17 protein-coding genes and 2 pseudogenes are annotated in these 23,733 nt (G+C 72.7%); 12 read left to right on the forward strand and 7 right to left on the reverse strand.

Features of this window, described 5'->3' with window-relative positions:
* Window positions 1–51: 51 nt before the first annotated feature.
* Entirely contained in the window at window positions 52–1,275 is a 1,224-nt protein-coding gene (locus AF335_RS23030) for a THUMP-like domain-containing protein (RefSeq protein ID WP_102920335.1), read from the reverse strand.
* Between the two features lie 71 nt (window positions 1,276–1,346).
* Between AF335_RS23030 and AF335_RS23035 the strand changes: the two genes are divergently transcribed.
* From AF335_RS23035 to groL, 3 genes are all read left to right on the forward strand, one after another.
* Entirely contained in the window at window positions 1,347–2,264 is a 918-nt protein-coding gene (locus AF335_RS23035) for a polysaccharide deacetylase family protein (protein WP_102920336.1), read from the forward strand.
* A 403-nt stretch (window positions 2,265–2,667) separates the two neighbouring features.
* A complete protein-coding gene (groES, locus tag AF335_RS23040; protein ID WP_087927613.1) occupies window positions 2,668–2,976 on the forward strand; it encodes a co-chaperone GroES in 309 nt (102 codons plus the stop codon).
* Window positions 2,977–3,108: 132 nt separating this feature from the next.
* Complete coding sequence (groL, locus tag AF335_RS23045) at window positions 3,109–4,731, forward strand: chaperonin GroEL (protein ID WP_102920337.1); 1,623 nt, start codon at window positions 3,109–3,111, stop codon at window positions 4,729–4,731.
* A gap of 82 nt (window positions 4,732–4,813) precedes the next feature.
* Here the strand turns inward: groL and AF335_RS23050 are convergent, their stop codons facing one another.
* Both AF335_RS23050 and AF335_RS23055 read right to left on the reverse strand, forming a co-directional pair.
* Window positions 4,814–5,587 (reverse strand): SDR family NAD(P)-dependent oxidoreductase, encoded by a 774-nt coding sequence (locus AF335_RS23050; RefSeq protein ID WP_102920338.1) that lies wholly within the window; start codon window positions 5,585–5,587, stop codon window positions 4,814–4,816.
* A 71-nt stretch (window positions 5,588–5,658) separates the two neighbouring features.
* Window positions 5,659–6,366, reverse strand: coding sequence for an MOSC domain-containing protein (locus AF335_RS23055; RefSeq protein WP_102920339.1), 708 nt, complete (start codon window positions 6,364–6,366; stop codon window positions 5,659–5,661).
* 88 nt (window positions 6,367–6,454) lie between these two features.
* On the opposite strand from AF335_RS23055, the gene AF335_RS23060 reads away from it, so the two are divergent.
* Window positions 6,455–7,360, forward strand: coding sequence for a LysR family transcriptional regulator (locus AF335_RS23060; RefSeq protein WP_102920340.1), 906 nt, complete (start codon window positions 6,455–6,457; stop codon window positions 7,358–7,360).
* 153 nt (window positions 7,361–7,513) lie between these two features.
* Here AF335_RS23060 and AF335_RS23065 read toward each other — a convergent pair whose 3' ends face one another.
* Window positions 7,514–7,825, reverse strand: coding sequence for a WhiB family transcriptional regulator (locus tag AF335_RS23065; RefSeq protein ID WP_087927618.1), 312 nt, complete (start codon window positions 7,823–7,825; stop codon window positions 7,514–7,516).
* A gap of 452 nt (window positions 7,826–8,277) precedes the next feature.
* On the opposite strand from AF335_RS23065, the gene AF335_RS23070 reads away from it, so the two are divergent.
* The 4 genes from AF335_RS23070 (at window position 8,278) to AF335_RS23085 (ending at window position 12,720) form a co-directional block, all read left to right on the forward strand.
* Window positions 8,278–8,889 (forward strand): response regulator transcription factor, encoded by a 612-nt coding sequence (locus AF335_RS23070; protein ID WP_003948568.1) that lies wholly within the window; start codon window positions 8,278–8,280, stop codon window positions 8,887–8,889.
* A 287-nt stretch (window positions 8,890–9,176) separates the two neighbouring features.
* Window positions 9,177–9,779, forward strand: a complete 603-nt coding sequence (locus AF335_RS23075; protein WP_087927619.1) for a sigma-70 family RNA polymerase sigma factor — start codon at window positions 9,177–9,179, stop codon at window positions 9,777–9,779.
* A 203-nt stretch (window positions 9,780–9,982) separates the two neighbouring features.
* Window positions 9,983–11,485: an IMP dehydrogenase gene (gene guaB, locus AF335_RS23080; protein WP_102920341.1), complete on the forward strand. Its 1,503-nt coding sequence runs from the start codon at window positions 9,983–9,985 to the stop codon at window positions 11,483–11,485.
* 107 nt (window positions 11,486–11,592) lie between these two features.
* Window positions 11,593–12,720 (forward strand): GuaB3 family IMP dehydrogenase-related protein, encoded by a 1,128-nt coding sequence (locus tag AF335_RS23085; RefSeq protein WP_102920342.1) that lies wholly within the window; start codon window positions 11,593–11,595, stop codon window positions 12,718–12,720.
* A gap of 80 nt (window positions 12,721–12,800) precedes the next feature.
* Here AF335_RS23085 and AF335_RS23090 read toward each other — a convergent pair whose 3' ends face one another.
* Window positions 12,801–13,403 (reverse strand): hypothetical protein, encoded by a 603-nt coding sequence (locus AF335_RS23090; RefSeq protein ID WP_102920343.1) that lies wholly within the window; start codon window positions 13,401–13,403, stop codon window positions 12,801–12,803.
* Window positions 13,404–13,501: 98 nt separating this feature from the next.
* Between AF335_RS23090 and AF335_RS23095 the strand changes: the two genes are divergently transcribed.
* Window positions 13,502–14,653, forward strand: coding sequence for a rod shape-determining protein (locus tag AF335_RS23095; protein ID WP_102920344.1), 1,152 nt, complete (start codon window positions 13,502–13,504; stop codon window positions 14,651–14,653).
* A 164-nt stretch (window positions 14,654–14,817) separates the two neighbouring features.
* On the opposite strand, the gene AF335_RS23100 is transcribed toward AF335_RS23095, so the two are convergent.
* Complete coding sequence (locus tag AF335_RS23100; protein WP_102920345.1) at window positions 14,818–16,083, reverse strand: nucleotide sugar dehydrogenase; 1,266 nt, start codon at window positions 16,081–16,083, stop codon at window positions 14,818–14,820.
* A gap of 248 nt (window positions 16,084–16,331) precedes the next feature.
* On the opposite strand from AF335_RS23100, the gene AF335_RS23105 reads away from it, so the two are divergent.
* Window positions 16,332–18,038, forward strand: a complete 1,707-nt coding sequence (locus AF335_RS23105; RefSeq protein WP_102920346.1) for a glycerol-3-phosphate dehydrogenase/oxidase — start codon at window positions 16,332–16,334, stop codon at window positions 18,036–18,038.
* Window positions 18,039–18,083: 45 nt separating this feature from the next.
* Here the strand turns inward: AF335_RS23105 and AF335_RS23110 are convergent, their stop codons facing one another.
* Window positions 18,084–19,286 (reverse strand): serine hydrolase domain-containing protein, encoded by a 1,203-nt coding sequence (locus tag AF335_RS23110; protein ID WP_102920347.1) that lies wholly within the window; start codon window positions 19,284–19,286, stop codon window positions 18,084–18,086.
* 115 nt (window positions 19,287–19,401) lie between these two features.
* Here AF335_RS23110 and AF335_RS23115 point away from each other — a divergent pair.
* Both AF335_RS23115 and AF335_RS36820 read left to right on the forward strand, forming a co-directional pair.
* Window positions 19,402–20,667: pseudogene (locus tag AF335_RS23115) on the forward strand (serine/threonine-protein kinase); the annotation flags it as partial.
* A gap of 196 nt (window positions 20,668–20,863) precedes the next feature.
* Window positions 20,864–23,732, forward strand: a pseudogene (locus AF335_RS36820) (protein kinase).
* The last annotated feature ends 1 nt before the right edge of the window (window position 23,733 follow it).

Below are 23,733 nucleotides of genomic sequence, written 5' to 3' on the forward strand. Positions count from 1 at the left end.
GCCGGTCACCGGCACCTAGGGCTACGGGCGCGTGGCCACCGGCACCGAGCGCTACGCGCGCGCCGGGTGTCCCAGCAGCATCGTCGGGGCGCCGGCCACCCGCGTGAGCAGGATCGTGCAGGAGTTCGTGCCGTCGAGCTTGAGCTTCTTGCGGAGCTCCTCCGGCTCCACCGCCGAGCCGCGCTTCTTCACGGTCACGACGCCCACCTTCCGCTCGCGCAGCAGCGCCTTGAGCTTCTTCAGGTTGAAGGGCAGGACGTCGGTGATCTCGTACGCCGTCGCGAACGGCGTCTCCACCAGGCGGTCCGAGGTCACATACGCGATCGTCTCGTCGATCAGCCCGCCCGCCACCCGCTCCGCGACGTCCGCGACCAGGTGCGCGCGGATCACCGCGCCGTCCGGCTCGTAGAGATAGCGGCCCACGGGGCGGACGGCCGGGTCGGGGAGTCCCGCGCCCACCAGTGTGTGCGCCCCCGGCAGCAGCGTCGCGCGGCGGGCGCCCGGCGTCGTGCCGAACCACAGCACGGCCTCCTTGACGTCGCCGCCGTCCGAGATCCACTCGGCCTCGGCCGCTTCCGGGACGGCCTCGTGGGGGACGCCGGGGGCGATCTTGAGGGCGGCGTGCGGTGCCTTCAGGGCCGCTCCCACCGCCCAGGAGAGCGGCGGCGAATACGCCTCGGGGTCGAAGATCCGGCCCCGGCCGCCGCGCCGCGCCGGGTCGACGAAGACCGCGTCGTACCCGGCGGTGCCGATCTCCGCGACATCCGCGCAGCGCACCTCGATCAGCTCCGCGAGCCCCAGCGCCTCGGCGTTGGCCCGGGCGACCTCGCAGGTCAGCGGGGACCGGTCGACGGCCAGGACCCGGATGCCCAGCCGGGCCAGGGCCAGCGCGTCGCCGCCGATGCCACAGCACAGATCGGCCACCGAGCGGATCCCGAGCGCGGCGAGGCGGGCCGCGCGGTACTCGGCCACGGACTTCCGGGTGGACTGCTCCACGCCGTCCGGGGTGAAGAACATGCGGTACGCGTCGTCGGCGCCGAACTTCGCGACCGCCCGCTGCCGCAGCCGGGCCTGGCCGAGGGCCGCCGAGACCAGCTCGGCGGGGTGCTCCCGGCGCAGCCGGGTCGCCGTGGCGAGCTCCCGCGCGGGGTCGTGGTCGCGGAGCCCCGCGAGGAGCCGCCGGCCCTCGTCGGTGCGGAGGGCGGCGAAGGCGTCGAGTCCGGCGGCGGTGAGTTCGGCGGCGGTCTGCGTGTTCGGTGCGGGCACGTGTCCCATTCTCGCCGACCGGGTGCCCCGGGACGGGCCGTCGGCGAGAGCGTCACTCGAATACATGAACAACAATCGGAATGGTGAGCCCCTCCATATCCGGCCTCCGGGCCTCTCGCCGCCGTTTCCGCACCACCGGCCCCGCCTGTGCCGCGGCCCTGCTCCTGGCCGGGCTGCTCGCGGGCTGCTCGTCCGGGTCGTCCTCCGGCCCGGACAAGGCGGCCGGCTCGCCCTCCGCCCGTACCGGCACGGGCACGGGCGCGGCCTCGCCGGGCGCGGCCGCGCCGGACCCGGAGACGTACCGCCGCTGGGGCCTCGACAAGCCGCTCGCCGCGCCCCCGAAGCCGCCCTCGGCGAAGCTGACGGACGGGATGCGGCCGGGGGACGCGCCCAAGGTCGTCAAGCGGGTGCCCACCCAGGACAAGGTCGTCTTCGTGACCTTCGACGACGGGGCCGAGAAGGACCCCGCGTTCGTGCGGATGGCCAAGGACCTCAAGCTGCCGTTCTCGATGTTCCTCACCGACGACATCGCCCGCGCGGGCAGCGGCTACGACTACTTCGAGCGGCTGCGGGGCGAGGCGGGCGCCGACGGGAAGCGCAACGGCGTCCACAACCACACCCTGTCGCACCCCAACCTCCGCACCCTGTCGCCGGAGGCCCAGCGCCGGGAGGTGTGCGGGCAGCAGGAGGCGCTGGAGAAGCGGTTCGGCAGCCGCCCGCCGCTCTTCCGGCCGCCTTACGGCAACTACAACGACGCGACGCTGACGGCGGCGGGCGGCTGCGGGGTGAAGGCGGTCGTGCTGTGGGAGGCGACGATGCAGATCAACGACATGCGCTACGCGGACGGCGGCAAGCTGCGCGCGGGCGACATCGTGCTGGCGCACTTCCGGGGCCCGCAGGAGCTCAAGGGCACGTCCATGACCCAGCACGTCACCAACATGCTGCGCAGCATCCAGCGGCAGGGGTTCACGGTGGCCCGCCTGGAGGACTACGTGTAGGGCCGTGCGCGCGGGGCGGCACCGTGGGAGCCATACGAAGAATCCGGAGGATTACGACCCCCGGCCCGCGGGCAGATCCACCTCTGCGCCGGGACGCCGGGGCGCGCCGCCCCGGCCGGGCGGAACACCGTGCGCGGACACCGCGCGACGCGGGCGGGCCCGCTCCGGTCCCACCGTCCGGGGGTGTACCCCCAGGGGTGAAACCGCGAGCTCGCCGCACGGCGAATTGGCACTCCGCTTGACCGAGTGCTAACCGCGTCATAGTCTCGGCTCCGTTGGCACTCTCCATCGGTGAGTGCCAGCCACAGCGACGGGCAGGATCCGGCACCCGCGACGACGGATGCTCCTGGTCGCCACCTCAGACAGATAACCCCGTGAGATCTCCGAAGGGGGAGGTCGGATCGTGACGACCACCAGCTCCAAGGTTGCCATCAAGCCGCTCGAGGACCGCATTGTGGTCCAGCCGCTCGACGCCGAGCAGACCACGGCCTCGGGCCTGGTCATTCCGGACACCGCCAAGGAGAAGCCCCAGGAGGGCGTCGTCCTGGCCGTGGGCCCGGGCCGCTTCGAGGAGGGCAACCGCCTTCCGCTCGACGTCTCCGTCGGCGATGTCGTGCTCTACAGCAAGTACGGCGGCACCGAGGTGAAGTACAACGGCGAGGAGTACCTCGTCCTCTCGGCTCGCGACGTTCTCGCGATCATCGAGAAGTGAGCCGGGGGTCCGGGGGTCGCTCCCCGGGCCGGTACTTGCACCCCGTTTGATGTGATCTGTGCCCTGGTCCCCGTGTCATTTCGACAATTGGGCACCAGGGCGCAGTTCGTTTGAGAGGACTTGAAGCAACTCATGGCGAAGATCCTGAAGTTCGACGAGGATGCCCGTCGCGCCCTCGAGCGTGGCGTCAACAAGCTGGCCGACACGGTCAAGGTGACGATCGGCCCCAAGGGCCGCAACGTCGTCATCGACAAGAAGTTCGGTGCCCCGACCATCACCAACGACGGTGTCACCATCGCGCGTGAGGTCGAGCTCGACGACCCGTACGAGAACCTCGGCGCCCAGCTCGTCAAGGAGGTGGCGACCAAGACCAACGACATCGCGGGCGACGGCACCACCACCGCCACCGTGCTGGCCCAGGCGCTGGTCCGCGAGGGTCTGCGCAACGTCGCCGCCGGCGCCTCCCCGGCTTCCCTGAAGAAGGGCATCGACGCCGCGGTCAAGGCCGTCTCCGACGAGCTGCTCGCGACCGCCCGTCCGATCGAGGACAAGTCCGACATCGCCGCCGTCGCCGCCCTGTCCGCCCAGGACAAGCAGGTCGGCGAGCTCATCGCCGAGGCGATGGACAAGGTCGGCAAGGACGGCGTCATCACCGTCGAGGAGTCGAACACCTTCGGCCTGGAGCTCGACTTCACCGAGGGCATGGCCTTCGACAAGGGTTACCTGTCCCCCTACATGGTGACCGACCAGGAGCGTATGGAGGCCGTCCTCGACGACCCGTACATCCTGATCCACCAGGGCAAGATCGCCTCGATCCAGGACCTGCTGCCGCTGCTGGAGAAGGTCATCCAGGCCGGCGCCAGCAAGCCGCTGCTGATCATCGCCGAGGACGTCGAGGGCGAGGCGCTCTCCACCCTCGTCGTCAACAAGATCCGTGGCACCTTCAACGCCGTGGCCGTCAAGGCCCCCGGCTTCGGTGACCGCCGCAAGGCGATGCTCGGCGACATGGCCACCCTCACCGGTGCCACCGTCATCGCCGAGGAGGTCGGCCTCAAGCTCGACCAGGCCGGTCTGGACGTGCTGGGCACCGCCCGCCGCGTGACGATCACCAAGGACGACACCACCATCGTCGACGGTGGCGGCAACCACGACGACGTCGTCGGCCGCGTCGCCCAGATCAAGGCCGAGATCGAGTCCACGGACTCCGACTGGGACCGCGAGAAGCTCCAGGAGCGCCTCGCCAAGCTCGCCGGTGGCGTCTGCGTCATCCGCGTGGGTGCGGCCACCGAGGTCGAGCTCAAGGAGAAGAAGCACCGTCTGGAGGACGCCATCTCCGCGACCCGCGCCGCGGTCGAGGAGGGCATCGTCTCCGGTGGTGGCTCCGCGCTCGTCCACGCCGTCAAGGTCCTCGAGGGCAACCTCGACAAGACCGGCGACGAGGCCACCGGTGTCGCCGTGGTCCGCCGCGCCGCCGTCGAGCCGCTGCGCTGGATCGCCGAGAACGCCGGCCTTGAGGGCTACGTCATCACCTCGAAGGTCGCCGAGCTCGACAAGGGCCAGGGCTTCAACGCCGCGACCGGCGAGTACGGCGACCTGGTGAAGGCCGGCGTCATCGACCCGGTCAAGGTCACCCGATCCGCCCTGGAGAACGCCGCCTCCATCGCCTCCCTGCTGCTCACGACCGAGACCCTGGTCGTCGAGAAGCCGGCCGAGGAGGAGGCCGAGGCCGGTCACGGTCACGGCCACGCCCACTAGTTACGGCTCTCCGGCCGCAGCCGCACCGAGGCCCGGCGCCCCTTCGGGGGTGCCGGGCCTCGGCCGTGCCCGGGCGCTCCCGCTACTTCGGTCCGTACTTACGGCCCGTCGTGGACGACGCCCGCGACACGACCCGGTGCGGCGCCAGCTTCATCAGACCCGTGATCGCCTTGTACCGGGGGTCGGGCACGGACAGCGTCTTGCCGTGCCCCAGGTCCCGCAGCGCCGCCCCGACCAGCTTGTCCGCGTCCAGCCACAGCCAGCCGGGCACGTTGTCGGTGCCCATGCCGGCCCGCTCGTGGAACTCCGTCCGGACGAATCCGGGGCACAGGACCATCAGCCGCACCCCGCTGCCCGCCAGGTCCCGCGCGACGCCCTGGGTGAACTGCACCACCCACGCCTTGCTCGCCCCGTACGTGCCGCGCGGCACGAAGGCCGCCACCGAGGCGACGTTGATGACCGCGCCCCGGCGGCGCTCGCGCATCGCCTCGGTGGCCGCCGCCGTCAGCCGCAGCACCGCCTCGCAGTGCACCTTGAGCATCTTCAGCTCGTCGGCCATGGAGACCTCGAGGAAGCGGCCCTTGTTGCCGAAGCCCGCGTTGTTGACCAGCAGGTGCACCGGGCGGGCCGGGTCACGGAGCCGGGCCTCTACCGCCTCGATGCCCTTGTCCTCGGAAAGGTCGGCGGCGAGCACCTCCACCTCCACGCCGTGCCGGTCGTGGAGTTCGGTCGCCTGCTCGCCGAGCCGCTGCTCGTTGCGGGCCACCAGCACCAGGTCATGGCCCTCGCCCGCCAGCCGGCGGGCGAACGCGGCGCCGATCCCGGCGGTCGCGCCTGTGATCAATACAGTCGTCATACCGGCACGGTAGAGCCCGGCGGCGGCATGTGTACCGCCGCGGTGCCCATGGGGTGGATCTTCGGCCAACGTCAGGCGCTCGCCCGGTAGGCCAGCGCCTTCTCCCGGGTCTTCTCGGGGAGCGCGTCACCAGCAGCCAAAACATCGGGCAGCAGGTCCCGTTCCGTGGTGCTCGCGCGGAACAGGAAGGAGACCGTGACGGAGTGCGCGGGACGGTGGACCACCGTGACGGGATCACCCGCACGGACCTCCCCGGGGGCGATCACCCGAAGGTAGGCCCCCGGCACGGCGGCCTGGGTGAAGCGCTTCATCCAGCCCCGCTCGCCCAGCCAGTCGGCGAACATCCGGCAGGGGATGCGGGGCGAGGTCACCTCCAGCACCAGATCGGGGCCGACGCGCCAGCGCTCGCCGACGAGCGCGCCGCTGACGTCGATCCCCCGGGTGGTGAAGTTCTCGCCGAAGGTCCCGTCGGGCAGTGCGCGGTCCAGCTCGCGCTGCCAGCGGTCGAGGTCCTCGCGGGCGTACGCGTAGACGGCCTGGTCGTCGCCGCCGTGCAGATGCAGGTGGGTGATGTTGTCGCCGGCGAGCCCGCTGCCGCCCACGCCCCGGGGACCGGGCGCCGCCACGGCGACGGGTCCGTCCACCGGGCGCTTGTCGATGCCGGTGCCCAGGCCGGCCGTGAAGCCGCCGAGCTCGGCGGTCGTGGCGCGGCCGACGTTCACGGACAGGAGCGAGGGGGCGAGCGAGGGGGAAGCGGTGGGGGCGGAAGGCGAGGTCATGGGTGAAGGCTAGGGGAGCCCCCTACAGGCCCTCAAAGGCATTCGCCGTCATTTCGGCCCGGGCCCAAGGTGGTCTTATGCTCAAGACATGATCGAGGCTCGTCATCTGAGGGTGCTGCGCGCGGTGGCCGCCACCGGTTCGTTCTCGGCCGCGGCCCGTGAGCTGGGCTGCACCCAGCCCGCCGTCAGCCAGCAGATGAAGGCCCTGGAGCAGTCCGCGGGCACCCCGCTGCTGATCCGCACGGGCCGGGAGATGCGGCTGACCCAGGCCGGCGAGGCCCTGGTGCGGCACGCCTCCGGGATCCTGGCCGGGCTGACCGCCGCCGAGGAGGAGGTCGCGGCGATCGCCGGGCTGCGGGCCGGGCGGGTGCGGATGGTGTCCTTCCCCAGCGGCAGCTCGACGCTGGTGCCCGGCGCGCTGGCACAGATGCGGGCCGCGCACCCGGGTACCCGGGTCTCCCTGGTGGAGGCCGAGCCGCCGCGCTCGGTGGAGATGCTGCGCGAGGGCGACTGCGAGATCACGCTGGCCTTCCGCTATCCCGACGCGCGGGGCTCGGACCCGGCCGCGGAGTGGGAGGACCTGGTCGTACGCCCGCTGCTGACCGACCGTCTCGTGGGCGTGGTGCCGGAGGGGCACCGGCTCGCGGGTGCCGAGCGGATCGGGATGGCCGAGCTGGCCGACGAGTCGTGGATCGCGGGCTGCCCGCGCTGCCGGCGGCACCTGGTGGAGGTGTGCGAGAGCACCGGCTTCACCCCGCGGATCGACTTCGCGACCGATGACTACCCATCGGTGTTCGGGCTGGTCGGGGCGGGGCTCGGGGTCGCGGTGATGCCCGAGCTGGCGCTGGCGGCGGTCCGGCCGAAGGGTGCCCGGACGGTACCGGTCGAGCCGGTGGTGCAGCGCGAGATCGTGGCCCTCACCCTGCCGGACCTGGCCAGGGTGCCGGCGGTCGCGGCGATGCTGGACGAACTGGTGGCGGCGGCCGCGCGCTAGCGGCTGCCCGCCCGGCGGCTCCGGTGGGGTCCGTCGCGGGTTCCCGGCGGCTGAGCTGGCTCGGCGAAGTCCGGCAGCACCCCGAAGGGGCGCGGGGAACCGCGCGACCAGCCACGACGCACCCGCGGATGACGCCGGAGTCCCAGCGGAGCGCTAGGCGCCGGTCGTGCTCACGGCGATGACCCGGTGTCGCGCGCGGCCCATGAGCTCCTCACGCTCGTCCTCGGTCAGGCCGCCCCACACGCCGTAGGGCTCCCGTACGGCCAGGGCGTGCGCCGCGCACTCGGCCCGCACCGGGCAGCGCATGCACACCTCCTTGGCCGAGGTCTCGCGGGCGCTGCGGGCCGCGCCGCGCTCGCCCTCGGGATGGAAGAACAGGGAGCTGTCGACCCCGCGGCAGGCGGCCAGGAGCTGCCAGTCCCACAGGTCGGCGTTGGGACCGGGAAGGCGGGAGAAATCTGCCATTGCTATCCCCTCGAAGCGATCCGCCGGGGCGACCCGCCGGAGGATCCGGCGTGAGTGACCCGGTGCGAGCGATCAGATGCGGACGCACTACCTGTGTCCTTACAACCGCCAAACAAGCGGATGTAAATATGACTGATTGCGAATCTAGTCATAGACACCAGCAAATGGGAAGAAAAACTGCTCCGCGTGGGCAAATGGGGCATCGCTTGCGCGCCGGGAAGGGCGCCCCCAATGCGCCCTGCTCCGTGTCCGCGCCCTCACGTAGAGTGCCGAAGGTGGCCGACCGAGCCCGTAACTCTTTCGGGTGACCGTCGTTGAGAGGGCGGAGGCGGTTGACGGATGAAGCAGTCGGGCAGGTGTCCGAACTGACCCGAGAGTCGTCGATCGCACAGGTGACGATCAGTACCAGCCTGGAGGCTCAAGGTGACGCGCATCAGCTGCGGAGGACGGTCATGACATCCGTCCTCGTCTGCGACGATTCCCCGCTTGCCCGAGAGGCGCTCCGCCGTGCGGTGGCGACCGTGCCCGGCGTCGAGCGTGTGACGACGGCGGCCAACGGCGAGGAAGTCCTCCGCCGCTGGGGCGCCGATCGTTCGGACCTCATTCTGATGGACGTACGGATGCCCGGACTCGGCGGTGTGGAGACGGTGCGCCGGCTGCTCTCCGCGGACCCGGGCGCCCGCATCATCATGCTCACGGTCGCCGAGGACCTCGACGGTGTCGCGCTCGCGGTCGCCGCCGGGGCGCGGGGCTATCTGCACAAGGACGCCTCGCGCGCCGAGCTGCGGGCCACCGTGACACAGGCCCTCGCCGACCCGACGTGGCGGCTCGCCCCGCGCCGGCTGCGGTCGGCGGAGATGGGGGCGGCCCCCACGCTCACCGCGCGGGAGATCCAGGTCCTCGAAGGAATGAGCCACGGTCGGTCCAACGCGGAGATCGGCCGTGAGCTCTTTCTCTCCGAGGACACGGTGAAGACCCACGCGCGGCGCCTGTTCAAGAAGTTGGGTGCATCGGACCGGGCGCACGCCGTGGCGCTCGGATTCCGCTGGGGCCTGGTCCGCTAGGCGCCTGACGTGCAGCGCAGCGGGGGAGTGCGGGACCCCGCCCGTCGCGCGGCGGGCGGGGCGGAGCACTGCGGCCGTCCGGTCCGCTGCACGTTTCCCCCGCGCTGCCGCATCCTTGGAGTATGGAGTTCCTCGGGGACGGCTCGGTCGGGCGTGATGGGAGGGCGCGGGAGATGACTGCCGGCGCACCCGCTCACAACGCATCGGTACAGGACTACGGACGGGACCACGGACGGGAGAGCGGACTCGGTGCCGCGGAAAGTCCGGTTTCAAGGCACCATGGACCGATGCGCGACGACGATACGACGGGACCCCCCGCGGCCACCGCCCCCGGGGAGATCGGCGCTCTCGTCGCCCGCGCGGTCGAGGGCGACCGGAGGGCCACGCACGATCTGCTGGCCCTGGTCCACCCCCTCGCGCTGCGCTACTGCCGCACCCGGCTCTCCCGGCTCCCGGGTGACGCCCGCCACTTCGTGGACGACCTCGCGCAGGAGGTCTGCCTCGCCGTGCTCTGCGCCCTGCCGCGCTACCGCGACACCGGGCGCCCCTTCGAGGCTTTCGTCGTGGCCATCGCCGCGCACAAGGTCGCCGATCTCCAGCGGGCCGCCATGCGGCACCCCGGCTCCACGGCCGTCCCCTCGGACGAGATGCCGGAGCAGCCGGACGACTCGCTCGGTCCCGAGGAGCGCGCGCTGCTCAGCAGTGACGCCGAGTGGGCCAAGAAACTGCTGGCCAATCTCCCGGAGAACCAGCGCGAGCTGGTCCTGCTGCGGGTCGCCATCGGGATGACGGCGGAGGAGACGGGCCAGATGCTCGGCATGTCGCCGGGTGCCGTGCGGGTCGCCCAGCACCGGGCGCTCAGCAGGCTCCGGGCGCTCGCCGAGCAGTGATCCGGCACGGTGACCCGTGCGGTGGCCGGAGGCGTTCCGCCCCCTGATCCGTGCGGTGATCCGTGCGGGTGCCGGGGCCGGAGCGCGGGCTGTTTGGTGTGAACGTCCAAGTGATGCGGGACTCAGCCGTCGTGGAATGGGACACGTGTCGCGGCCGTTAGCATGGGAGTCCGCGCTGGGGCAAGACCATTTGGGAAGGTGTCATGACTGACAACGTCGACGGAATGCCCGGGAAATTCGCGATGCTCGGTCTGACTTATGACGACGTCCTGCTGCTGCCGGGCGCTTCGGAGGTCCTGCCGAACGCCGTCGACACCTCCTCCCGGGTCTCGCGCAACGTCCGGGTGAACATCCCGCTGCTCTCCGCGGCGATGGACAAGGTCACCGAGGCGCGCATGGCCATCGCCATGGCCCGGCAGGGCGGCGCCGGCGTGCTGCACCGCAATCTCTCCATCGAGGACCAGGCCAACCAGGTCGACCTGGTCAAGCGCTCCGAGTCCGGCATGGTCACGGACCCGATCACGGTCCGCCCGGACGCCACGCTCGCCGAGGCGGACGCGCTCTGCGCGAAGTTCCGCATCAGCGGCGTCCCGGTCACCGACGCCGCGGGCAAGCTGCTCGGCATCGTCACCAACCGCGACATGGCCTTCGAGTCCGACCGCAGCCGTCAGGTGCGCGAGGTCATGACGCCGATGCCGCTGGTCACGGGCAAGGTCGGGATCTCCGGCGAGGACGCCATCGAGCTGCTCCGCCGCCACAAGATCGAGAAGCTGCCGCTGGTCGACGACGCCGGTGTGCTCAAGGGCCTCATCACGGTCAAGGACTTCGTCAAGGCCGAGAAGTACCCGAACGCCGCCAAGGACTCCGAGGGCCGGCTGGTCGTCGGTGCCGCCGTGGGCGTCGGCGCGGAGGCGTACGAGCGCGCTCAGGCGCTCGTGGAGGCCGGTGCCGACTTCCTGGTCGTGGACAGCGCCCACGGCCACAGCCGCGGCATCCTCGACATGATCGCCAAGGTCAAGTCCAACATCGCCGTCGATGTCGTCGGCGGCAACGTCGCCACCCGCGACGGCGCCCAGGCGCTGATCGACGCCGGCTGCGACGGCGTCAAGGTCGGCGTCGGCCCGGGCTCGATCTGCACCACCCGCGTCGTCGCCGGCATCGGCGTCCCGCAGGTCACCGCCATCTACGAGGCCGCCCAGGCGTGTCACGCGGCCGGTGTGCCGCTGATCGGCGACGGTGGTCTGCAGTACTCCGGCGACATCGCCAAGGCGATCGCCGCCGGTGCCGACACGGTGATGCTCGGCTCGCTGCTCGCGGGCTGCGAGGAGTCGCCGGGCGAGATGGTCTTCATCAGCGGCAAGCAGTTCAAGTCCTACCGGGGCATGGGCTCGCTGGGCGCGATGCAGTCCCGCGGCCAGGCCCGTTCCTTCTCGAAGGACCGCTACTTCCAGGACAACGTCCTCTCCGAGGACAAGCTCGTCCCCGAGGGCATCGAGGGCCAGGTGCCCTACCGCGGCCCGCTGGCGTCCGTCGCCCACCAGCTCATCGGCGGTCTCCGCGCCTCCATGGGCTACGTCGGCTCGGCCAACGTCCAGGAGCTCAAGGACAAGGGCACCTTCGTCCGGATCACCTCGGCCGGGCTCAAGGAGAGCCACCCGCACGACATCCAGATGACCACCGAGGCGCCCAACTACTCCCGCCGGTAGTAGTCCGCGTTTCAAGCGCTTTACGGAGCCCGCGACCGCTCAGGCCGCGGGCTCCGCCGCGTCGGGGATACTGGATGCGGCAGGACGTAGAAGGAAAGGCCACACACGTGACTGAGATCGAGATCGGGCGCGGCAAGCGCGGCCGCCGGGCGTACGCGTTCGACGACATCGCCGTCGTCCCGAGTCGCCGTACCCGCGACCCCAAGGAGGTCTCGATCGCCTGGCAGATCGACGCCTACCGCTTCGAGCTGCCGTTCCTGGCCGCCCCGATGGACTCGGTCGTCTCGCCCGAGACCGCCATCCGCATCGGCGAGCTGGGCGGCCTGGGCGTGCTCAACCTCGAGGGTCTCTGGACCCGCTACGAGGACCCCGAGCCGCTGCTCGCGGAGATCGCCGAGCTGGACGAGACGGCGGCCACCAAGCGCCTCCAGGAGATCTACGCGGCTCCGATCAAGGAGGAGCTGATCGGGCAGCGCATCAAGGAGGTCCGCGACTCCGGTGTCGTGACCGCCGCCGCGCTCTCCCCGCAGCGCACCGCGCAGTTCTCCAAGGCCGTCGTCGACGCCGGCGTGGACATCTTCGTGATCCGTGGCACCACGGTCTCCGCCGAGCACGTCTCCGGCGCCGCCGAGCCGCTGAACCTGAAGCAGTTCATCTACGAGCTCGACGTCCCGGTCATCGTCGGCGGCTGCGCCACGTACACCGCCGCGCTGCACCTGATGCGCACCGGCGCCGCGGGCGTCCTCGTGGGCTTCGGCGGCGGCGCCGCCCACACCACCCGTAACGTCCTGGGCATCCAGGTCCCGATGGCGACCGCCGTCGCCGACGTGGCCGCCGCCCGCCGTGACTACATGGACGAGTCCGGCGGCCGTTACGTCCACGTCATCGCCGACGGCGGCGTGGGCTGGTCCGGCGACCTGCCGAAGGCCGTCGCCTGCGGCGCCGACGCCGTGATGATGGGCTCCCCGCTCGCCCGCGCCACCGACGCGCCGGGCCGCGGCTACCACTGGGGCATGGAGGCCGTCCACGAGGACGTGCCGCGCGGCAAGCGCATGAACCTGGGCACGGTCGGCACCACCGAGGAGATCCTCACCGGTCCCTCGCACACCCCCGACGGGTCGATGAACATGTTCGGCGCCCTGCGCCGCGCCATGGCGACCACGGGCTACAGCGAGCTCAAGGAGTTCCAGCGGGTCGAGGTGACGGTCGCGCCGTCGCAGCACGACAACCGCTGACCCCGTAGCGACGCGAAGGGCCCGGACCGCATCGCGGTCCGGGCCCTTCGCGCTGTCCCGGCGCCCCGGGAGAGCGGTGATCAGCCGGCGAGCTTGCGGGTCACCTGGAACGCACCCGCGCCGCCGAGGAAGTAGAAGAGCGCGTCGATGGGCTTCAGCATCTCCTTCCACGCGCGGTTCACCACGTCGAAGTGGTCGACGAGGACGTCGGTCAGCGAGATGTTCCCCCCGTCGGAGAGCGCCAGCGAGATGCCGAAGACCTGCCCGAGGTAGACACCGGCCGCGCCGAGGACCGCGCCGACGGCCGGCAGCGCGGGCGCCCGCCCGCCGACCTTGCCGAGGGCCAGGCCGATGAGCGCACCGGTCACCACGGCCATGTAACCGATCTGGGCGCCGTCGGTCGCCTTCAGGATGCCGCCGTACACCCCGGCGCCCACCAGCATCGCCACGACCGCGAGGATGACCGCGAGGCCCGGGTTGCCGCGGCGGACGGGCGCGGGCGGCGGCGGGTAGCCGCCGGGGGCGCCGTACGGGGCCTGGGGCGCACCGTAAGGCGGCTGGGGCTGGGCGTAGGGCTGCGGCTGCCCGTACTGCGGCTGAGGGCCGGGCTGTCCGTAAGGCTGCTGCGGCGGCTGCTGGCCGTACGGGTTCGGCTGCTGCGGCTGCTGCCAGGGCTGGCTCATGTGGGTTCCCCCGGGATAAGTGGTGCGGTGTCACCGACAGCGAGCACGCCGGTGTGAACTCCGTATAAAGGTTCGACCGTAAGGAATAATGGCAACTTATGGCGCAAAGCAAGTCGTTCAGCGGCAGGGACATGGGGATCGACCTCGGCACGGCGAACACGCTGGTGTACGTCCGGGGTAAGGGGGTAGTGCTCAACGAGCCATCGGTTGTCGCCGTCAACGCCGAGGACGGCAGTGTGCTGTCGGTGGGTTTCGAGGCCAAGGAGACGATCGGCCGCACCCCTTCGAACATCGTCGCGGTCCGCCCGCTGCGCGACGGCGTCATAGCCGACTTCGAGATAGCCGAACGCATGATGCGGCACTTCATCAAGAAGGTCCAGGGCAACCGCCGTTTCTCCCGCCCGCGCGTGGTCGTGTGCGTGCCCTCGGGCATCACGGGCGTCGAGCGGCGCGCCGTCATCGAGGCGGCTTCCCAGGCGGGGGCGCGTCAGGTGCACCTGGTCGAGGAGCCCATGGCGGCGGCCATCGGCGCCGGGCTGCCGGTCAGCGAGCCGACCGGCTGCATGGTCGTGGACGTCGGCGGCGGCACCACCGAGGTCGCGGTGATCTCGCTGGGCGGCATCGTCACGGCCCGCTCGGTGCGGACCGCCGGGGACGCCATGGACGCGGCGATCACCTCGTACGTGAAGAAGAAGTTCTCCCTCGCGATCGGTGAACGCACCGCCGAGGAGATCAAGATGAGCATCGGCTCGGCCTCCCCGACGGGCTCCTGGACGGCGGCCGGCCTGACCGCGCTCGCCAAGCAGCTGGAGAAGAACGACGGCCTGGAGGACACGGGCGACCCGGAGGAGACCCAGGGCCTGCTGCCCCCGGACCGCTTCACGATCCGCGGCCGCGACCAGGTGAGCGGCCTGCCCAAGACGCTGGAGCTGACGGCGGACGAGATCCGGCACGCGCTGACGGAGCCGGTCGACGCCATCGTCATGGCGGTCCGCCAGACCCTGGACGAGACCCCGCCGGAGCTCGCCGGCGACATCATGGACCGCGGCATCGTCCTCACGGGCGGCGGCGCGCTCCTGCGCGGCCTGGACGTCCGCCTGAGCCGGGAGCTCGACATCCCGGTCATCATCGCGGACGAGCCCCTGGACTGCGTGGCCGTCGGCACGGGCCGCTGCGTGGAGGACTTCGCGTCCCTGAAGACGGTCCTGGACGCCCAGCCGGGCCGGCTGCTGGGGACGGGGCGGCTGTAATTCGGCCCGGCCGGCGTTTGAGGCCACCGGGGTCCGGGGCGGAGCCCCGCCACGCGGCGGAGCCGCACATCGGATACAGCGGGAAGGGGCGGGGAGGGGAAGAGGCCCCGCGCAGCGGCATCCCGCCCCGCCCGGTCTCTCCGCCGGCCCCGCCCACCCCGCCGTCACAACCGGTGAGCCATCCCCGCCGGCGTAGCCCCCCGCGTGTCCAGCAGCAACTGCGCCTTCACCGCCAGCCCCTGCAGGTCGTACGTCCGGTGGTGCTGGAGCAGCACCGTCAGATCCGCCGCCGCGGCCGCCTCGTAGAGGCTGTCCGCCCGGGGCACCGGCCGCCCGAGCAGGTTCCACTGCGCCACGTACGGGTCGTGGTAGCTGAGCTGCGCGCCCAGCTCCATCAGCCGGGAGGCGATCTCGCGGGCGGGTGAGCCCTCCTGGTCGCCGGTGTCGGCCTTGTAGCTGACGCCGAGCAGGAGCACGCGCGCGCCGCGCGCCGACTTGCCGTGCTCGTTGAGGAGGGTGGCGCAGCGCTGGGTGACGTAGCGCGGCATCCGCCCGTTGACCTCCTGGGCGAGCTCGACCATGCGCAGCGGGTAGCCGAGGCTACGGCCCTTGTAGGAGAGGTAGTTGGGGTCCACGGGCACGCCGTGGCCGCCGACCCCGGGCCCCGGGCGGAACGCCTGGAAGCCGAACGGCTTGGTCTCGGCGCAGCGCACGACGTCCCACAGGTCGACGCCGATGTCGTGGCAGAAGACCGCCATCTCGTTGGCGAGGGCGATGTTGACGTGCCGGTAGTTGCTCTCCAGGACCCGGACGGCCTCGGCCTCGCGCGGCCCCCGGGCGCGGACGACCTTCTCGCAGATCCGTCCGTAGAACGTGGCGGCGGCCTCGGTGCAGGCCGGGGTGAGGCCCCCGATGACCTTGGGGATGGAGGCGTAGCCGTGCTGCCGGTCGCCGGGGTCGACCCGGCTGGGGGAGTAGGCGAGGTGGAAGTCGCGCCCGGCGCACAGCCCCGATCCGGACTCCAGCAGCGGACGCAGGTATTCCTCCGTGGCGCCGGGGTAGACGGCGGACTCCAGCAGCACCGTGGTGTGCGGGCGCAGCCGCCGTGCGAGCGCACCGGCCGCGGCGGCGACGGCGCCCAGGTCCAGGGCGCGGTCCTCGCCGAGCCGGGTGGGTACGCAGATCACGGCCGTACGGACCCGGCCGAGCTCGGCGTCCGCGGTCGTGGGGCGGAAGCCCGCCGCGAGCATGCGGCGGACGTCGGCGGCGGTGAGGCCGGCGCCCTCCGAGGGCAGGCGGCCGGCGCGGAGCTCGGCGACGGTGTGCGGGTCGGGGTCGTAGCCGATGGTTTCGATGCCGGCGGCGGTGGCTGCCTGGGCGAGGGGAAGACCGAGCCGCCCCAGTCCGATGACGGCGAGATCTGCGGGCATGGCGTGCCGGTCCTTCCCCGGAGAGCCGATCCCTGAACGAGTTAGTTCAGGTTAAGGGGATATATGACTGTTATTCGGGATTGTCACGGCGTGGCTCGCGACCACATGTCGCCGGTGCGGCCAAAGTGGCCGATCTGGGGCAGCATCGAAGGGGAACGTCTGCCTGCCCGTGCCCGCGCAGTGGGCGGCAGCGGCGTCGGTCGACGTCTTCGTGAACGGCAGCGAGAGCGGTCAAGCGGGAGGCAGCGGTGAGGACAGCGACACTCGGTCCGGCGGAGCGCGGTGCGGCGCTCGCCCGGATGGCGGAGCGGGAACTGGACATCCTGGTGGTCGGCGCCGGCGTCGTCGGCGCGGGCACCGCGCTCGACGCGGCCACCCGGGGGCTCACGACCGGGCTCGTCGAGGCGAGGGACTGGGCGGCGGGCACCTCCAGCCGGTCCAGCAAGCTCATCCACGGGGGTCTGCGCTATCTGGAGATGCTCGACTTCGCGCTCGTGCGCGAGGCGCTCAAGGAGCGCGGGCTGCTGCTGGAGCGCCTCGCGCCGCACCTGGTGAAGCCCGTGCCCTTCCTCTACCCCCTCCAGCACCGCGGCTGGGAGCGCGTCTACGCGGGCTCGGGCGTCGCCCTCTACGACGCCATGTCGGTCTCCTCGGGGCACGGGCGCGGCCTGCCCACCCACCGGCACCTCTCCCGCGGGCGGGCGCTGCGGGTCGCTCCCTGCCTCCGTAAGGACGCTCTGGTCGGCGCGCTGCAGTACTACGACGCCCAGATGGACGACGCCCGCTATGTGACGACCCTGGTGCGCACCGCCGCCGCCTACGGCGCGGACGCCGCCAACCGGGCGCGCGTGGTGGGCTTCCTCCGGGAGGGCGAACGGGTGGTCGGCGCCCGCGTCCTGGACGTCGAGCAGGGCGGCGAGTTCGAGATCCGGGCCCGGCAGATCGTCAACGCCACGGGCGTCTGGACCGACGACACCCAGAAGCTCATCGCCGAGCGCGGCCAGTTCCACGTACGGGCCTCCAAGGGCATCCACCTGGTCGTGCCCAAGGACCGCATCCACTCCACCACCGGGCTGATCCTGCGCACGGAGAAGAGCGTGCTCTTCGTGATTCCCTGGGGCAGGCACTGGATCATCGGCACCACGGACACCGACTGGGACCTGGACAAGGCGCACCCGGCCGCCTCCAGCGCGGACATCGACTATCTGCTGGAGCACGTCAACGAGGTGCTGGCCGTGCCGCTCACCCGCGACGACGTCCAGGGGGTGTACGCGGGGCTGCGCCCCCTCCTGGCCGGGGAATCGGACGCGACGAGCAAGCTCTCGCGCGAGCACACCGTGGCGCACCCCGTGCCCGGTCTGGTGGTCGTGGCGGGCGGCAAGTACACGACGTACCGGGTGATGGCGAAGGACGCGGTGGACGAGGCGGTGCACGGCCTCGCGCAGCGGGTCGCGGACTGCGTCACGGAGGACGTGCCGCTGGTGGGCGCCGAGGGCTACAAGGCGCTGTGGAACGGACGCGCCCAGATCGCCCAGCGCACCGGTCTGCACGTGGCCCGCGTCGAACACCTGCTCAACCGCTACGGCTCGATGGTCGACGAGGTGCTGTCCCTCGTCACCGACGACCCCTCCCTGGGCGAGCCGCTCACCGGCGCCGACGACTATCTGCGGGCCGAGGTCGTCTACGCCGCCTCGCACGAGGGCGCGCGCCATCTGGACGACGTCCTCACCCGCCGCACCCGGATCTCGATCGAGACCTTCGACCGGGGCACGCGCAGCGCGAGGGAGGCCGCCGGGCTGATGGCGCCGGTCCTGGGCTGGGACCAGGCGCAGATCGAGAAGGAGGTCCAGCACTACGAGAAGCGGGTGGAGGCGGAACGGGAGTCGCAGCGTCAGCCGGACGACCTGACGGCGGACGCGGCCCGGCTGGGGGCGCCGGACATCCAGCCGCTGTAAGGCCCGCGCCCCGCTTGTCCACACCCCCCCCACGCGGGGCACCCACTATCCACCTCCGCAGAACTCCTCCCCCAACAGCCTCCTCTCACCCCCGCCCGGACCTCCGTCACCGTTCACCCGATAACTCAGGATCCGCCCCCCACCCACCGTCCCCAGCACCCGTACATAAGACCCGTTGATCGCCCCGTCATGCCCCCACGCCGTGCGCCGGCACGGCAGCCGTACGGGGTAGAGCCCCATTCCGTACCGCCCCCGCGAGGCCGTCGTGTCCCGCATCAGACGGAGCTCCCGCGGGGGCAGCAGCTCACCCTTGAGCAGTGCGCCGAGGAGACGGTTGAGGTCGGGAAGGGTCGAGATCATCTCGCCGGCCGCGCCCGCCGCGGACGGGTTGAGCTCGGTGACGTCCAGGGAGCCGGTGTACGCGCGCCCGTGCGGCGAGGGCAGCCCCGTGCGCGTACCGGGAAAGCTGGTGCCGGTGAGGTGCAGCGGCTCGATGACGCGTCGCCGGGCCTCCGTCGCGTACGCGTGTCCGGTCACCTGGCGGATGACCATACCGAGCAGCAGATAGTCGGTGTTGGAGTAGCGGTAACGGGCGCCCGGTGGGGCGTACGGCGGATGGGCGAGGGCGGTTCGTGCCAGAGCGCCGGGATCGTGACTCTCGTAGCGGTGCGCGGCGAACCCCGTGCCGAAGAAGTCGCGGTGGAACGCGCGGTCGTCCGTGTACGAGAACAGCCCGCTGGTGTGGTTGAGGAGTTGACGGATGGTGATGTCGCCGTTATCGGTGTTTCTGATGGCGCCGTCGGCGAGGGCCGTGCCGTGAGCGTGGCTGTTCTCGCTGGTTTCGGCGTTGTCGCGCAGGAGCGCGGCGGTCCCCGCCGGGACATGGGCGGTGGCCGGGTCGTCCAGGCCCAGCCGCTGCTCGGCCACGAGTTGGAGCACGACGGTGGCGATGACCGTCTTGGTGATACTGCCGACGCGGAAGCGGTCCGTGAGGCCGATGCGCCGCCCGGTGCGGACATCGGAGACGCCCGCCGTGCGAAAACCGGCCACCCCATGAGCGTCCTGTGACAGCTTCGCCGCGCCGGGAACCGTCCCTCGCGAAACCAGGTCCTGTACAGGAGAGCGGACCGGCGCGCCGCCGGTGCCGCCGCCGCACGCCGTCCCGGTCAGCGCCATGACGGCGCAGGTCAGCCAGGCCAGCGCGAAGGCGGCCGGAGCCCGGCGCGGGGCGCCGGTATGCGTGGACATGGGCTCATCATCCACGGGTGCCACGGACCCTGGCCTTCCACCGGTCCGCGGATGAGAGACAATGGTGGCTCTGCCAGGGTGGGTTGGTCGCAGAGCTGATTGCCAGAGGGGACGCATGTCGGAGGCGGAGCAGACGCAGGGCACGGCAGGGCGCCTCCTGGCCGGGCGGTACCGCCTCGGGGACGTCCTCGGCCGGGGCGGCATGGGCACGGTCTGGCGGGCGACCGACGAGACCCTGGGCCGCACGGTCGCGGTGAAGGAACTGCGATTCCCGGCCAACATCGACGAGGACGAGAAGCGTCGTCTCATCACCCGGACGCTGCGCGAGGCGAAGGCCATCGCCCGGATCCGCAGCGCCGGCGCCGTGACCGTCTACGACGTGGTGCACGAGGACGACCGGCCGTGGATCGTCATGGAGCTCATCGAGGGCCGCTCGCTCGCCGACGTCATCCGCGAGGACGGTCCGCTCAAGTGGCGGCGGGCCGCCCAGGTCGGGCTGGAAGTGCTCGACGTGCTGGGCGCGGCGCACCGTCAGGGCATCCTGCACCGCGATGTGAAGCCGTCCAACGTGCTCATCGCCGAGGACGGCCGGGTCGTCCTCACCGACTTCGGCATCGCGCAGGTGGAGGGCGACCCCTCGGTCACCTCGACCGGCATGCTGGTGGGCGCCCCCTCGTACATATCCCCGGAGCGGGCGCGCGGTCACAAGCCCGGCCCCCCGGCGGACCTGTGGTCGCTGGGCGGTCTGCTCTACGCGGCCGTCGAGGGCGCCCCTCCGTACGACAAGGGGTCGGCCATAGCGACCCTCACGGCCGTGATGACGGAGCCGCTGGGCCCGCCGAAGAACGCGGGGCCGCTGGCGGAGGTCATGTACGGGCTGCTGGCGAAGGACCCCGAGAAGCGGCTGGACGAGGCGGGCGCGCGCGCCCTGCTGAACGGCGCGGTCAACGCCCCCGACGAGCGCCTGCCGAAGCCGCCCGCCCCGGACCTGGACGCGACGCAGGCCATCGCGGTGCCGGTGATCCCGGAGCGTCCGGCGCCCGGGAAGCCCTCGGCGGGCCCCGGGAGACCGGCCGCCGCCGCGCACTCCTCGAAGCCCGCGGCGAAGAACGCGGCCGGTTCCGGCGCCGCGTCGGGGCCGTCGTCGGCGAAGCCCGCACAGGGCGCCGGCCTGTCGGCCGCCGCGCACGCGTCCCACGGGCCCGCCCGCGGCGAGACGGCCGCCCGGCCCGGCGCGCCCGGTGCCGGCATCCACCGGGTGACGTGGGAGCGGGCCTCGGTCATGGAGGTCGTGCCGCGCCGCACGAAGGTGATCGCGGCGCTCGTCGTGCTGCTGATCGTCGTGGCCGTCATCCTGGCGTTCGCGCTGGGCGGCGGAGACTGAGCCGCGACGTACTGAGCCGTACGGGCCCGTAGGGGTGGGTTCGCCACGTATCGTGAGTTGTCGTGGACCGTGCGCAGCCGGGAGAAGCGTCGCAACAAGAGCCGCCCTCAGTGCCATAGGTGTGCGGCGAGGCGGAGACCGGTGCTGACGGGTGTTCGGGCGATGGGGTGGATCGCGCGCTTGGGGAGGCGTCGTGGACGACTACGCGGGACGGGTGCTCGCCGACCGCTATCGCCTTCCGCTGCCGCCGTCCGATGTCTTCGAGCTCGTAGAGACACGGGCGTTCGACATCTACAGCGGGCAGGAGGTCATCGTCCGGCAGGTGCCGCTGCCCGAGGTCGTCGAGGCGGAGGTCGTCGGCCTTGAAGGCGCTGCGGGCGCTGCGGGTGCTACGGGTGCCGGGGTCGCCGGGGCCCGCGCGACGGCCGGTGCCGGGGTCCCGGGCCGCGCCGGGCAGGGGGCCGCCGATCCGGCCGTGCGCCGCGCGCTGGCCGCCGCGACGGCGGCGGCGCGGATCCCCGACCACCCTCGGCTCGACCAGGTCTTCCACGTCTTCGCCGAGGCGGGCAGCCTATGGATCGTCAGCGAGCTGGTCTCCGCGCGTCCGCTCGCCGCGCTGCTCGCGGAGCGGACCCTCTCGCCGCACCGCGCCGCCGAGGTCGCCGCCGACGTCCTCACCGCGCTCAGGGCGCTGCACGCCCATGGCTGGACCCATCGGAACATCACCACCCGCACGGTTCTCATCTGTGACGACGGCCGCGCCATACTGACCGGCCTGGCGGCCGGCGCCGCCGAGGAGGCGCTCTGCGGCTACGACCCCGTACCGGAAGGCATGCCCTCGACGTCGGGCACGGCGCCGGGGCCGGGCACACCGGGGCCGGGCTCGCCCGGGGCGGGTACGTCCGGCCCGGGCGCGCGTACCGCCGCCGGGCCGGGGCCCGGTGGTGCCGGCAAGCCGTCCGGGGCCGGGTTCCCGGGCCGCGGGCGCGGGCGCTCCGCCGCGGGCGGCGCCGGACGGCCGGCGTCCGGTCCCGTGCCGCCGAGGACGGGTACGGCGCAGGGCGCCCCCGGCCGGGCCGTCCCCGGCCAGGCCCCGACCGGAAGGCCCGGGGCCGCGCCGGGCCGGCCGGGAGGGACACCGGGCGCGCCCGCCTACCGGGACCAGGGCGCCGCCGGTGGATTCCCGCCCGCGCCCGGTGCGCCGTCCGGAAACCGGCCGCCCCGCTCGGGGGCCGACGGGGGGGACGGCACACAGGACCCGCGCGCCGCGAGGGCCGGCGCCATCGCCGCGTATCGCGCGGGGGCCCGCGCCGCCGCACGAGCGGCCGTGGAGGGCTCCCCGACCACGTCCACGGGAGCGTCCACCTGGGGCGGTGGCAGCGCCTCCAGCGGCACCGCTCCCACGCCCTCGCCCTGGACGATGCCCCCGCCGTCCCGCGCCCACCGCCCCCGACCCCCGGCCGGCCCCGAGGCCGGGGACCCCCACGGGCCTTGGCGCCGCCCCGGCCCCGCAGGGCGGCACGCCCGCCGTCCCGCCCACCGGCCATGTCTCCGTCGACGTCCCCGCCCCGGCGGCCCCGTCCGGATCTGCCGGTCAGGCGGGTCCGTCCGGTCAGGCGGGTCCGCCCGGGCGGAGCGGCACATCAGGTCCGTCCGGCCAGGGCGCGGCGGCCGAGCGGTCCGGGCAGGGACAGGCGCCCGTCCCGTCCGCCCGCTGGGGCGGCGACGGTCAGCCCGCGGGCGGGCTCGCCGCCGAGCGGGCCCGGCAGGCGCGCATGGCCGTCGTCGGGGCCGTCACCGAGCGGTGGGCGCCGGAACAGGCATGGCCGGTGCGGGAGAGCTGGCAGCTGGCGCCCCCCGTCGGTCCCGCCGCCGACCTCTGGGCCCTGGGCGCCCTGCTCTTCCGCGTGGTGCAGGGCCACGCCCCGTACCCGGAGGAGAGCGTCGCCGAGCTCGTCCAGGTCGTGTGCGCCGAGCCGCCCGCGTACGCCGAGGAGTGCGGTGCGCTGCGGCCCGTCGTCGAATCGCTGATGCGCAAGGACCCCGCCGAGCGCCCCGAGTTCGAGGAGCTCCGGGGCTGGCTGCGGTCCCTGATCCGGTCGGCTCCGGAACCGGAGATCGGCAGCCGCACCGTCACCGTGCCCTCGATCGGGCCGAGCGTGCCCGCCGACCAGCACCGGCTGCCCGTCGTCCGCCGTAAGGGCGAACTGGTGCGCCGCAGACGGCCCCGCGCGGCCGCTCCCGCGGAGCCCTCCGGGGCGGCCTCCGCGCACGGCCGGCACAAGAGGTCCGCCAAGGACCAGGTGCAGCCGCGCGCCCGGGCCCATACGACAGGGCACCTCCAGGAGCAGCACGTCCGCACCCGGAGAGGCCCCCGCGGCCTGGGCCGGCTGATGCTCGGGATGATCCTGCTCCTCCTGATCGGCGCGGTGCTCTACGCCCTGCTGTTCATGCCGGGCGCGGACGAGAAGGCCGGTGCCGGGGCCGTCGAGGACACCCGCCCGGCCGGGGTGATGGGCGCGGCGCCCCGTGCCCCCGCCACGACGGGGGAGGCGGGCCGTCCCTCGCCCGCCGGACCGGCCGAGGTGCCCTCGGCCGAGGCCGACGGGGTGGCGAAGGGGTTCGCCCTCCGCCAGGACCCCAAGGGATTCACCCTGGCCGTCGCCAGGGACTGGCAGCGTCGCGGGGAGAACGACCGCGGCCAGGTCGTGTACACCGGCGGCGACTTCCAGCTGATCGTCGTGCCCGGCCGGGACCGGGCCTCGGAGTTCGGCACCGACCCGATGGCCTACCAGCAGAACCGGGAGCCCGAACTGGAGGCGTACCGCGCCTCCTCCTGGTCGGGCGCCTCCGGTCTGCGCAGCGTCGGCGTCGGCCGCATGGCGTCCGCGGAGGGCGCCTTCAACTGGAACGAGGGCGGCGGCCGCGAGGTCTACGTACGCAATTCCGCGATGCTCCTGAAGGGCGCCTACCACGTGCTCCAGGTCGTCGGCCCGAAGAACGAACAGCGCGCGGTGGACGGCTATTTCGACCAGGCCACCGCCACCTACCGGGTCCGCTGAC

This window comes from Streptomyces eurocidicus, from assembly GCF_002891295.1.
Taxonomy (GTDB): Bacteria; Actinomycetota; Actinomycetes; order Streptomycetales; family Streptomycetaceae; genus Streptomyces; species Streptomyces eurocidicus.